Below are 11,137 nucleotides of genomic sequence, written 5' to 3' on the forward strand. Positions count from 1 at the left end.
AGGACAACAAGAAAATGCCGCTCGCCGGAAAGGGCATGCTGCTGACGTCGATGCATATCGACGCAGCCAATGAGGCCGATTTCAACCGCTGGTACGATCGCGAACATCTGGAAGAGCGCGTCGCGATCGACGGTTTCCTGGAAGCGCGGCGCTATGTCGCGCATGCCGCCAATCCGAAATATCTCTCGCTGTATTCGACCGCGACGCTCGACGTGCTCGACAGTCCCGCCTATCGGGCGCGGCTCGCCAACCAGACAGAATGGTCGCGGCGAAGCATGGCGCATTTCAAGGACATGCTCCGTGTCGTCGCTCGCATCACCATCAGCAACGGCACCGGCCGCGGCGCTGCGCTCGGCCTCGTGCGGCTGCGGCCCTCAGCTGACAATGCCGGCGCATGGCGTGATGCGCTGCAAGAAAAGCTGGCGCCGCAAGACCGCGAAGGCATCATCTCGATGCATCTGCTGGAGAGCGAGCCGGAGCTCTCGGGCGCGACCGCGGACATTCCGGCGGTGCGCAACGAAGGCGCACGCGACTGGTTCCTGCTGATCGACGGCACGCATGTCGGCGCGGTCTCGGCCGTGATCGCCGAGCGCTTCACCGGCCCTGCTGCATCGCCCTTCCCGCTGCCCGTCTCGGTCGGGACTTACAGCCTGATGTGGGACCTCGCGAAGAGCGATATCGCGCGCGGCTGAACATATCTGCATCGCAACATATTGCACCGCACGCGCATCGCGCGCGGCCGTTAATGCTGTGCGCGCGTAGCTCCCATGAAAGCGGGGACGCGCCGAACTTTGCCGTTGTACTTCGGAAAGGTTCTAATAAGCTAACCCAATGACGTCATTCAGAAACCAGATCGCAGCGCGTTAAGCGTTCGCCAAGCTCAGAAGAGGCCGCCGGGTCTTTGAGCCTGCGCGGACAGGGTAGGAATGAAACCGACCGATATCGCGGCCCCCGACTACTTTCACAAAGTGGTCGATTGCCAATGGGCCTGTCCTGCGCACACCCCGGTTCCCGAATACATCCGACTGATCGCACAAGGCCGCTATAGCGACGCCTACATGATCAATTGGAAATCGAACGTGTTTCCCGGAATTCTGGGACGCACCTGCGATCGCCCCTGCGAGCCGGCGTGCCGCCGCGGACGCGTCGAAGAGACGCCTGTCGCGATCTGCCGGCTCAAGCGCGTCGCCGCCGATTTCAAGGACGACATCAAGCAGCGCCTGCCGCGCCCCTCACCGAAGAACGGCAAACGCGTTGCCTTCGTCGGCGGCGGTCCGGCCTCGCTGACGGTGGCGCGCGATCTCGCGCCGCTCGGCTATCACTGCACCGTATTCGATGCCGATCCGGAAGCCGGCGGCATGATGCGCACGCAGATCCCGAAATTCCGCCTGCCCAATTCGGTGATCGACGAGGAGACCGGCTACATCCTGGGTCTTGGCGTCGAATTCAAAGGCGGCCACCGCATCGAGAGCATGAAGTCGCTGCTCGCGGAGAAATACGACGCGATCTTCGTCGGCTCCGGCGCGCCGCGCGGCCGCGAGCTCGACATTCCCGGCCGCAAGGACGCGGCTGGCAATATCCATATCGGCATCGAGTGGCTAGCCTCGGTCTCGTTCGGCCATATCGACAAAATCGGCAAGCGCGTGATCGTGCTCGGCGGCGGCAACACCGCGATGGATTGCTGCCGCACCGCGCGCCGCCTCGGCGGCGAGAAAGTCACGGTGATCGTGCGCTCCGGCTTCGAGGAGATGAAGGCCTCGCCGTGGGAGAAGGAGGACGCGCTCCACGAGGATATTCCGATCCTCAACTACATGGTGCCGGTGGCATTCAAGCACGTCGCCGGCAAGCTCATCGGCGTCACCTTCCAGCACGTCAAAGCCGAATATGACGCCAAAGGCCGCCGTAATCTCGTGCCGTCGGGCGATCCCGAACAGACCATTCCCTGCGACGACGTGCTGGTCGCGGTCGGCCAGGAGAACGCCTTTCCCTGGATCGAGCAGGATTGCGGCATCGAGTTCGACAAATGGCACATGCCGAAGGTCGATCCCAAGACCTTCGTCTCGACCAATCCGAAAGTGTTTTTCGGTGGCGACGCCGCGTTCGGCCCCAAAAACATCATCTGGGCGGTCGCGCACGGCCATGACGCCGCGCTGTCGATTCACAAGATGCTCTCCGGCGATGACATCACCGAGCGCCCGCTGCCCGATGTGCATGTCTCATCGCAGAAGATGGGTATCCACGAATGGAGCTATGACAACGACATCTCGATCGACAAGCGCTACAAGGTGCCGCATCGCGACAAGGTGATTGCGCTGAAGGACATCCGTGCCGAGGTCGAGCTCGGCTACGACGTCAAGCTGGCGCTGGGCGAAGCCGAGCGCTGCCTGAACTGCGACGTCCAGACCGTGTTCTCGACCTCGCTTTGCATCGAATGCGATGCCTGCGCCGACATTTGCCCAATGGATTGCATCACCTTCACCGGCAACGGAGAAGAAAGCGATCTGCGCCAGCGCCTGAAGGCGCCCTCGCCGCATCCGGACCAGGACCTCTACGTCTCCTCGGATCTCAAGACCGGCCGCGTGATGGTGAAGGACGAGGATGTCTGCCTGCATTGCGGGCTGTGCGCCGAGCGTTGTCCCACCGGCGCCTGGGACATGCAGAAATATTTCATCGAGATGACTCACGCAGGTTCGACATGCCCGACAAAAAGCCGATCAGCAGCGTAAACGACTTCGTCGTCCGCTTCGCCAACGTCAACGGCTCGGGCTCGGCCAGCGCCAACGAGATGTTCGCGCGCGCGATCCTGCGCCACGGCGTTCCGGTGTCCCCACGCAACATCTTCCCTTCCAACATCCAGGGCCTGCCGACCTGGTACGAGGTGCGGGTGACCGAGGACGGCCATCTCGGCGCCCGGGGCGGCGTCGACATGATGGTGGCGATGAACCCGCAGACCTGGGACAAGGACGTCGCCGGCATCGAGCCCGGCGGCTATCTGTTCTACGACTCCACCAAGCCGATGCCGTCGACCAAATTCCGCGACGACATCACCGTGATCGGCGTGCCGCTCACCGCGATCACCAACTCGACCTACACCGATCCGCGCCAGCGCCAGCTGTTCAAGAACATCATCTATCTCGGCGCGCTCTCAGCACTGCTCGACATGGACCCGAAGCTGATCGAGCAGCTGATCGGTGAGCAATACAAGGGCAAGGAGAAGCTGCTCTCCTCCAATGTCCACGCGCTACATCTGGGTCGCGACTGGGCGCTGCAGAATCTGAAATGCCCGATTGGCCTCAGGGTGAAAAAGTCGGACAAGGTCGGCGACCGTATCTTCATCGAAGGCAACAGCGCCGCCGCGCTCGGCGCCGTCTATGGCGGCGCCACGGTATGCGCCTGGTATCCGATCACGCCGTCCTCGTCGGTGGCGGAGGCCTTCACCGCCCATTGCAAGAAGTACCGGCACGATCCTGAGACCGGCAAGGCGAAATACGCCATCGTCCAGGGTGAGGACGAGCTGGCCTCGATCGGCATTGTCATCGGCGCGTCCTGGAACGGCGCCCGCGCCTTCACCGCGACGTCGGGCCCCGGCATCTCCCTGATGACCGAGTTCATCGGCCTCTCATACTTCGCCGAGATCCCAGCCGTGATCATGAACATCCAGCGCGCCGGCCCCTCGACGGGCATGCCGACCCGCACCCAGCAATGCGACATCATCGCCTGCGCCTATGCTTCGCACGGCGACACCAAGCATGTGCTGCTGTTCCCCGAGGATCCCGCCGAGGCCTTCGAATTCGCGGCCGCAGCGTTCGATCTCGCCGAGCGTATCCAGACCACGATCTTCCTGATGCTCGACCTCGACATCGGCATGAATCACCGGCTCTGCCGTCCGCTGAAGTGGGACGATGCCAAGCAGTATGACCGCGGCAAGGTGATGACATCAGAGATGCTGGACGAAGGCCGCGACTTCGGCCGCTATCTCGACGTCGACGGCGACGGCATTCCCTACCGCACCTATCCCGGCACGCACCCGACCAAGGGCTCCTATTTTACCCGCGGCACTTCGCGGGACCGCTATGCGCGCTACTCCGAGGAAGGCTCGGTCTACGCCGACAACATGCAGCGCCTGATGCGCAAGTTCGAGACCGCGCAGGACCTGGTGCCGCGACCGCTGCAGGCCAATGCGGAACGGCCGACCAAATACGGCGTGATCTATTTCGGCTCGACCTCGCCGGCAATGGATGAGGCGATCGGCCTTTTGGAAGCGCGCGGGCATCAGCTCGACCGCCTGCGTATCCGCGCCTTCCCGTTCCATTCGAGCGTGGCGAGCTTCCTCGCCGAGCACGATTTCGTCTACGTCGTCGAGCAGAACCGCGACGGCCAGCTCCGCCAGCTGATCGTCAACGAGAACGGCATCGACCCGGTGCGCCTCGTGCCGATCGTGCACTACGACGGCTCGCCGATCACCGCCCGTTTCATCGCAAAAGCCATTGGCGACCACCAGGATCACCTCAAGGTGACCCCGCTCCGCAAGGCCGTGTCATGACCTACATCGCAAAGCCGAAATTCCATCATCCCGGCCTCAAGAAGAACGACCTCGGCTACACGCATCGCGACTACGAGGGCAAGATCTCGACGCTGTGCGCCGGCTGCGGTCACGACTCGATCACGGCTTCGATCATCGAGGCCTGCTACGAGCTCTCGATCGAGCCGCACCGGGTGGCGAAGATCTCCGGCATCGGCTGCTCGTCGAAGACGCCGGACTATTTCCTCGGCAATTCGCACGGCTTCAATTCCGTGCACGGCCGCATGCCCAGCGTGCTGACCGGCGCCAACCTCGCCAACCGCGATTTGATCTATCTCGGCGTCTCCGGCGACGGCGATTCCGCCTCGATCGGGTTCGGCCAGTTCGCGCACTCGATCCGGCGCGGCGTCAACATGACCTACATCGTCGAGAACAACGGCGTCTACGGCCTGACCAAGGGCCAGTTCTCGGCCACCGCCGACCGCGGCTCGAAGTCCAAGAAGGGCGTCACCAACACCGACAACGCCATCGACCTCGTTGCGATCGCGTTGCAGCTGGGCGCCACCTTCGTCGCGCGCAGCTTCTCCGGCGACAAGACCCAGCTGGTGCCGCTGATCGCGGCCGCGATCCGCCACAAGGGCGCGTCCTTCATCGACGTCATCAGCCCCTGCATCGCCTTCAACAACCACGCCGGCTCGACCAAGAGCTTCGACTACGTCCGCGAGCACAACGACGCCGTGAACCGCCTCGACGTTCTGGTCGGCCGCGATCCGATCGCGGTGGACTACGCGCCGGGCACGGTGCAAATGGTCGAGCAGCATGACGGCAGCAAGATCGCGCTGCGCAAGATCGACGCCGACTACGATCCGCATGACCGGCTGGGCGCCCAGACCTTCCTCGCGCGGCACGCCGCCAAGGGACAGATCGTCACCGGTCTCCTTTACGTCGACCCCGACGCGGAAGATCTGCACGAGCATCTCAACACGGTCGAGACGCCGCTCAACACGCTGGAAGCGGACACGTTGTGCCCGGGCTCGGCGGTGCTGGACAAGATCAACGCCAGCCTGCGGTGATCATTTGCTCCGCGCCGAAGCCGGCGACCTGACGCGTATCGTGATCTTCTCCGACACGACCGGCGGTTCGAACGGATAGTGCTTGGCGTCGCCGAGCACCAGCTGCAGGGTGTGAGTCCCCGGCGCAAGGTCCAGCATGGTCTCGGTCTGCCCTGCGCCGAAATGCAGGTGCGACTTGTCCTGCGGGATCGGCTCCTTGGGATCGATGGGATCGTTGACGTCGACCAGCAGATGATGATGACCGGCATTCTGGTAATCGTCGCCGGCATGCGTCACGCCCATGTTGCGCAGCCCGAACCGGACCCAGAATCCACCGCGAACCTTCTGCCCATCGTGCGGCGTGATGAAATAGAGTTTTGCGTCCTTTGGCGCCGTCTTTCCCTGCGAGTAGGCTGCGCCCGGGTGCACTGCGATCGCCGTCGCCAATGCGACACAATGAATGATCTTCATCAAATCCACTCCAGCACTTACGGACCGAGCGCGACGCGGAATCCATGCGTGGGATAACGAACATTGGTATCGTAGCCATCGCGATTGGACGGCCTCACATATCTCGCATCGTTCTTCCACGAGCCAGAGCGCAGAACGTGGGAGCTGCAGTCCCCGCCACTCCATGCCGAGCCGTCAGTGGGCGCGCCCTGATAGGTCCTGTGCCAGCAGTCCTCGACCCACTGATCGATACCGCCACCCATGTCGTGGAGGCCGAAAGGATTCGGCTTGAAGCTGCCGACCTTCGCCGGCTGCTCGGCCGCGAGGTCACCGCAATCCTTGCATCCGGCCATGCCTGGCTGGAGCTTGTCGCCCCACCAATATTTGCTCTGCGTGCCGCCGCGCGCCGCGTATTCCCATTCGGCTTCGCTCGGAAGCCGGTAGGGCTTCTTCGTCGCCTGCGCCAGATACGCCGCATATTGCTGCGCGTCGGTCCAGCTCACATTGCTGATCGGCGCATCGTCTTTGCCGGCAGCGGTGAAGCTGCACGCCTTTGCGGCCGCGCATTCGTTCCATTCCTGCACGGTCACCGGATATTTGCCGATCGAGAACGGCTTGACCGTGACCTGGTGGACAGGACGTTCGGTCGGATCGTCATTGCTTCCCATCGCAAAGCTGCCACCGCGAATGGGGATCATCTCGGGTTCTCGGACCGCCGTCACCGATGGAGCGGATGCCGGAGATGGTGAAGGCGATGCTGCGGGCGATGGCGTCGTTGTGGGCAACGGAGAAGCCGCAGGTGCAGCTTGAGGCGCCGGTACCGCCGGGCTCGGTAACGACGGAACGGATTGCGGCATCGGCGAAGCTGACGGCGCCGCGATCGGAGGAGCGGCAGCCTGTTGCCCCACCTGGCTGCGGTGCTGCACCAGCACGTACCAAAGCACGTAACCGGCAATCACCAGCAATGCCATGATCAGAAGAAAGAGCAGGATGCTCTCGCGCCGGCCGCGCGTCCTGCCGACTGCGTCTGCGTCCGGCAGCACGCGATAGACCCGCACTGGATCGGTGATGTTCTTGACCTTGCGGTCCCCGAGCGATTCATAGCCGCATACGACCTTGTGCTTGATCTGCTCGTAGATCGCACCCGAGATATAGACCTGACCGGGCTCCGCGATGCCTTCGATGCGTGTGGCGATGTTGACGCCGTCGCCGTAGACATCGTCCGGCTCCACGATGACGTCGCCGAGATTGACGCCAATCCGGTATTCGAGCCGTGAATGCTTGGGAAGCGGGGCGTTGCGGCCGATGAGGTTCTGCTGGATGACGATGCTGCATCGAACGGCCTCGACTGGGCTATCGAAGATGGCGATGAAGCCGTCGCCCGTCGTCTTCACCAGCGTGCCATGGTGCTCGACGATGCTGGGCTGGATGATATCCCGCTCGATCCGCTTGACGCGGACATGCGTGCCCTCCTCGTCGGCCTGCATGATGCGACTGTAGGAAGCGATGTCGCCGACAATGATCGCCGCGAGGCGACGAGGCATGGGGCCGTGTGGAGGCGGCCCGTCCTGATTTCCGGATCTGAAGTTGCGAATTTCGCCCATTGCGGGGGACTCCACAAACCTACAAAGGCAGCCCCAGCTTACGACCGCTAAAGGCGATCGTCTGTGAAGGCTATCACATTGATGAAATGGAGCAATGTCGAAGGACTCGCAGGGATCGAGTTCCGGAAGGCGAAGGCGTCGCATCGGTTGAACCTTCCTCGCCCTCCCGGTGACTAACGCCGTGCCTGGAACTATCCATCCCGCTCCGCGCTGCGATGATCATGTGCGACTTGCGAGGGTTGAACGCGTCGCACCTGGGCCGCGTCTAACGCCTACAGCTCAACTCCTGCGCTCGAGGCCATCATGAAGCTTTCTCTCCTGGCTGCCCTCGCCGTTGCCGCACTCATCAGCGCGGCCCACGCGGATGAGGCTGACGACATCCGCGAAGCCAGCAAGGCCGAGGCCGAGACCTTCAACACGCGGATGTATGCGGGCACCCCCGGCAACAAGGCCTATGCCTGCTTCGTCCGCCGCTACGATGCGGAGCACCTGGCGCGGCATCCGAAGCAGAAGGTCGCTTCGATGAAGCTGCTGATCTCGGCCGAACTGGACAAGGAAGACAAGGAGTTGCACAATTCCTTCCGCCTCGGCTTCAGGTACCGCCATCGCTCCGGCGATTTCGACTCCAGCGGTTCTTGTAACCACGCCGTATTCACCAAAGACGGCAACGAGGTTCGCCTCGGTTGCGGTGTCGATTGCGAGGGCGGTGGCATCGGCGTTGCACTGTCCAAAGACGACAAATCGACGATCGTGCGGCTCGAACGGGTCCGCGTCTGGCAGAACAACAAGCCGGATGACGAGGCCGAGCAGTCGCTGGTCGGCGGTGCCGACGACAGGATTTTCCGCCTCGACCGCACCGACAACAGCGAGTGCGCTTCGCTGGTGACCGACCGCAAGGAACTCGCCGCGCTCCGCCACAAATGATGATATGTCTCCGGCGAATTCAGTCCAGTCGAGGGAGATCGCCATGAACCGCCGGAACATCTTGTGGAGCGCAATCTCGGCCCTGGGCGCGGCATTCGGTGCCTCCAGCGCGAAAGCCGCGACGGAAGCGGGCACGGGCAACAGACTGAAAGTGGTCTACCATCTCAGCGATGCCGAGAAGGTCAATTTCGTGCTCGGCAACATCCAGAACCACATCGACGGCGTCGGCGGTCCTGATCACGTCACGATCGCGCTGGTGATCCACGGGCCGGCGCTGAAGGCATTCCACTCGGCGCAGGCCAACCCCGACATCAGCAAACGCGTCGGCGAATTCTCCAAGGACGGCGTCGAGCTCGCGGCGTGCGGCAACACGATGAAGGCGCAGAACGTGACGCTGACCGAGCTGCTGCCGGGCTTCGTCAGCGCGGAAAAGGGCGGCGTGGTTCGTCTGGCTGAGCTGCAGTCGCAGGGATATCTGTATCTGCGGCCGTAGGGCTGCTGCTTGGCACACGACAAGTGCACTCCATCCCCCGCCTGCGGGGAGGGTTGGGGAGAGGGTGTCTCCGCAGAGGGACAATCCCCGAGAGGAAAAAGCCCTCACCCGGCGCGCGGGACGATGCTTCGCATCGCCCGGACGCGCCGACATCTCCCGCAAGCGGGAGAGGTAAGGCGGAGCTCGCAGCGCCCCTTCCCAACTCATCTTCATCCCGCTTGACTTATCCATAACTCCACGGTTATGAATTAACTCATAACTTCCTGGTTATGGATCTTCATGTCCCTCGCCCCCGATCTCCTGTTCAGGACGCTCGCCGACCCCACGAGGCGGGCGATCTTCGAGCGGCTCTGCCGCGAGGGAGAGCAGACCGTCGGGGCACTGACCGTGAGATCTGGCGTTTCCCAGCCGGCGGTCTCAAAACATCTCGGCGCGTTGAAGCTGGCCGGCCTGGTGCGTGACCGCCATGAGGGGCGCCAGACCCATTATAGCGCGCAGCCCGGCGCGCTCGATCCGCTGCTCGACTGGACCAGCCAGATGACCGGATTCTGGCAGAGGCGGCTCGATGCACTCGACGATCTCCTGAAGAGGATGGACCAATGACCGAAGCCTCAAGCGAAACGCGCTCCGTCGTGATCGAGCGCGAATTCGCCTTCCCGGCCGAGCGGCTCTGGCGCGCGCTGACGCAGCCGCATCTGATCGAGGAATGGCTGATGAAGAACGACTTCAAGCCGTCAGTCGGTCATCGCTTCAATCTTCGCGGCGAATGGGGCGGCGTGCTGGACTGCGAGGTGCTCACCATCGAGCCGCAGAAGAGGCTCGCCTACACCTGGAATTTCTCGCATGAGGACGCCGCGTTCGACCTCAAGAGCGTCGTCACCTTCACGCTGACTCCGACCGGCGCGGGCACTCACTTACGCGTCGAGCAGGCGGGCTTCAGCCCGACGCAGAAGCAGGCTTACGGCGGCGCGCATGCCGGCTGGAAGCAGTTCCTTGCCAAGCTGGACGAGGTGCTGGCGCGGGGTGACTAGCTCCGGCCGGCCGTATCCATTCCAATCATTTTCTAGAAGGAGACCCCGGTGAGTACGGACATGCGGATTCGTCAGATCCATCGCTGGCTGTCGATGGCTTTCACGCTCGCCGTCATCGCCAACATCGTCGCCATGACCATGCAGCTCCAGGCCGTCTGGATCGGCTTCCTGGCGCTGGTCCCGCTGATCCCGCTGCTGGCGACCGGGCTCTATCTGTTCGCGCTGCCCTATCTCGGCCGCCGCGGCAACGCGTGATGCGAGGCGAGACGATGAAGAAGGCAGTAGCGGCGAAGAAGACCAGCACGAAAGATGCGACTGGGCCGTCGCCCTCCAAGCTGATCGACGGCAGGATCAAGGAGCTCGGCGACTGGCGCGGCGAAATGCTGACGCGGGTCCGCGGCCTGATCAAGCAGGCCGATCCTGAAGTCGTCGAGGAATGGAAATGGCGCGGCGTTCCCGTCTGGGAGCACGACGGCATCATCTGCACCGGCGAGACCTACAAGGAAGTGGTGAAGATGACCTTTGCCAAGGGCGCCGCGCTGGACGACCCGGCCGGCCTGTTCAATTCCAGCCTCGAGGGCAATGTCCGGCGCGCGATCGACATTCGCGAGGGCGAGAAGATCAACGAGAAGGCGTTGAAGGCGCTGATCCGCGCGGCGGTGGAGCTGAATACAAGCAAGAAGAAGCCGGCGAAGAAGCCGGGAAAGCGCTCGGCATAGAACAGCCGTAGTGCAGTGCCTTCCTTCTCCCCTTGTGGGCCTGTTGCGTAATCCGCCAGTTGTGATTCCCTAGGGCAAAGCCTTGGAGGTATCGATGGCGGTGAAGCGGACAGGACAGCCGAGCTTTGTGGAAGCGCTGATGCCGAAGGGCGCCGGCGCCAATGCGGCGCTGGATCGGTTGGCTGGCCTGGTCAAGTGGTACCGGTTCGAGAAGCTGATCGGCCATTTGCGGGATGAAGGGAGCCCCGGTCGTCCAGGCTATCCGGTGCTTGTGCTGTTTCGCGCGGTGCTGCTGCAGTCGCTCTACGGTCTTTCGGAGCGCGAACTGGAGGAGGCGCTGGG

The 11,137-nt window shown here is 63.1% G+C and carries 13 protein-coding genes; 11 read left to right on the forward strand and 2 right to left on the reverse strand.

Annotation, left to right across the window (positions count from 1 at the left end; translation table 11 throughout):
• Positions 1 to 14 precede the first annotated feature (14 nt).
• The 4 genes from GA0061098_RS37450 (at position 15) to GA0061098_RS37465 (ending at position 5,595) form a co-directional block, all read left to right on the forward strand.
• Positions 15 to 692 carry a DUF4286 family protein gene (locus GA0061098_RS37450; RefSeq protein WP_091966348.1) on the forward strand — a complete coding sequence of 226 codons (678 nt, stop codon included), beginning with the start codon at positions 15 to 17 and terminating at the stop codon, positions 690 to 692.
• Between the two features lie 234 nt (positions 693 to 926).
• A complete protein-coding gene (locus tag GA0061098_RS37455) occupies positions 927 to 2,726 on the forward strand; it encodes an FAD-dependent oxidoreductase (RefSeq protein ID WP_091966349.1) in 1,800 nt (599 codons plus the stop codon).
• A complete protein-coding gene (locus tag GA0061098_RS37460) occupies positions 2,696 to 4,543 on the forward strand; it encodes a 2-oxoacid:acceptor oxidoreductase subunit alpha (protein WP_165637852.1) in 1,848 nt (615 codons plus the stop codon). Before GA0061098_RS37455 ends, GA0061098_RS37460 begins: the two co-directional genes overlap by 31 nt.
• A complete protein-coding gene (locus tag GA0061098_RS37465; protein WP_091966350.1) occupies positions 4,540 to 5,595 on the forward strand; it encodes a 2-oxoacid:ferredoxin oxidoreductase subunit beta in 1,056 nt (351 codons plus the stop codon). Before GA0061098_RS37460 ends, GA0061098_RS37465 begins: the two co-directional genes overlap by 4 nt.
• Here GA0061098_RS37465 and GA0061098_RS37470 read toward each other — a convergent pair whose 3' ends face one another.
• Both GA0061098_RS37470 and GA0061098_RS37475 read right to left on the reverse strand, forming a co-directional pair.
• Positions 5,596 to 6,045: a DUF4399 domain-containing protein gene (locus tag GA0061098_RS37470; protein WP_091966351.1), complete on the reverse strand. Its 450-nt coding sequence runs from the start codon at positions 6,043 to 6,045 to the stop codon at positions 5,596 to 5,598.
• Positions 6,046 to 6,062: 17 nt separating this feature from the next.
• Positions 6,063 to 7,628, reverse strand: a complete 1,566-nt coding sequence (locus GA0061098_RS37475) for an SUMF1/EgtB/PvdO family nonheme iron enzyme (protein ID WP_091966352.1) — start codon at positions 7,626 to 7,628, stop codon at positions 6,063 to 6,065.
• A 303-nt stretch (positions 7,629 to 7,931) separates the two neighbouring features.
• On the opposite strand from GA0061098_RS37475, the gene GA0061098_RS37480 reads away from it, so the two are divergent.
• The 7 genes from GA0061098_RS37480 to GA0061098_RS37515 form a co-directional block, all read left to right on the forward strand.
• A complete protein-coding gene (locus GA0061098_RS37480; RefSeq protein WP_091966353.1) occupies positions 7,932 to 8,552 on the forward strand; it encodes a hypothetical protein in 621 nt (206 codons plus the stop codon).
• A gap of 43 nt (positions 8,553 to 8,595) precedes the next feature.
• Positions 8,596 to 9,045, forward strand: a complete 450-nt coding sequence (locus tag GA0061098_RS37485; protein WP_091966354.1) for a DsrE family protein — start codon at positions 8,596 to 8,598, stop codon at positions 9,043 to 9,045.
• Positions 9,046 to 9,324: 279 nt separating this feature from the next.
• The gene (locus GA0061098_RS37495; RefSeq protein ID WP_028145658.1) at positions 9,325 to 9,648 is read left to right on the forward strand and encodes an ArsR/SmtB family transcription factor; all 324 of its coding nucleotides are present in this window, start codon (positions 9,325 to 9,327) and stop codon (positions 9,646 to 9,648) included.
• Complete coding sequence (locus GA0061098_RS37500; protein WP_091966356.1) at positions 9,645 to 10,076, forward strand: SRPBCC family protein; 432 nt, start codon at positions 9,645 to 9,647, stop codon at positions 10,074 to 10,076. Before GA0061098_RS37495 ends, GA0061098_RS37500 begins: the two co-directional genes overlap by 4 nt.
• A gap of 60 nt (positions 10,077 to 10,136) precedes the next feature.
• The gene (locus tag GA0061098_RS37505) at positions 10,137 to 10,331 is read left to right on the forward strand and encodes a hypothetical protein (RefSeq protein WP_085967818.1); all 195 of its coding nucleotides are present in this window, start codon (positions 10,137 to 10,139) and stop codon (positions 10,329 to 10,331) included.
• A 14-nt stretch (positions 10,332 to 10,345) separates the two neighbouring features.
• The gene (locus GA0061098_RS37510) at positions 10,346 to 10,795 is read left to right on the forward strand and encodes a DUF1801 domain-containing protein (RefSeq protein WP_091966363.1); all 450 of its coding nucleotides are present in this window, start codon (positions 10,346 to 10,348) and stop codon (positions 10,793 to 10,795) included.
• Positions 10,796 to 10,889: 94 nt separating this feature from the next.
• On the forward strand, positions 10,890 to 11,137 hold a 248-nt coding region (locus tag GA0061098_RS37515; protein ID WP_129591019.1), incomplete at its 3' end, for a transposase.

The sequence above is a fragment of the Bradyrhizobium shewense genome, from assembly GCF_900094605.1.
Lineage (GTDB): Bacteria > Pseudomonadota > Alphaproteobacteria > Rhizobiales > Xanthobacteraceae > Bradyrhizobium > Bradyrhizobium shewense.

Bases quoted from the DNA above. Each gene is read 5' to 3' on its own strand.
- GA0061098_RS37450 (WP_091966348.1), top strand. From the start codon at position 15: ATGCCGCTCGCCGGAAAGGGCATGCTGCTGACGTCGATGCATATCGAC.
- GA0061098_RS37455 (WP_091966349.1), top strand. From the start codon at position 927: ATGAAACCGACCGATATCGCGGCCCCCGACTACTTTCACAAAGTGGTC.
- GA0061098_RS37460 (WP_165637852.1), top strand. From the start codon at position 2,696: ATGCCCGACAAAAAGCCGATCAGCAGCGTAAACGACTTCGTCGTCCGC.
- GA0061098_RS37465 (WP_091966350.1), top strand. From the start codon at position 4,540: ATGACCTACATCGCAAAGCCGAAATTCCATCATCCCGGCCTCAAGAAG.
- GA0061098_RS37470 (WP_091966351.1), bottom strand. From the start codon at position 6,045: ATGAAGATCATTCATTGTGTCGCATTGGCGACGGCGATCGCAGTGCAC.
- GA0061098_RS37475 (WP_091966352.1), bottom strand. From the start codon at position 7,628: ATGGGCGAAATTCGCAACTTCAGATCCGGAAATCAGGACGGGCCGCCT.
- GA0061098_RS37480 (WP_091966353.1), top strand. From the start codon at position 7,932: ATGAAGCTTTCTCTCCTGGCTGCCCTCGCCGTTGCCGCACTCATCAGC.
- GA0061098_RS37485 (WP_091966354.1), top strand. From the start codon at position 8,596: ATGAACCGCCGGAACATCTTGTGGAGCGCAATCTCGGCCCTGGGCGCG.
- GA0061098_RS37495 (WP_028145658.1), top strand. From the start codon at position 9,325: ATGTCCCTCGCCCCCGATCTCCTGTTCAGGACGCTCGCCGACCCCACG.
- GA0061098_RS37500 (WP_091966356.1), top strand. From the start codon at position 9,645: ATGACCGAAGCCTCAAGCGAAACGCGCTCCGTCGTGATCGAGCGCGAA.
- GA0061098_RS37505 (WP_085967818.1), top strand. From the start codon at position 10,137: ATGCGGATTCGTCAGATCCATCGCTGGCTGTCGATGGCTTTCACGCTC.
- GA0061098_RS37510 (WP_091966363.1), top strand. From the start codon at position 10,346: ATGAAGAAGGCAGTAGCGGCGAAGAAGACCAGCACGAAAGATGCGACT.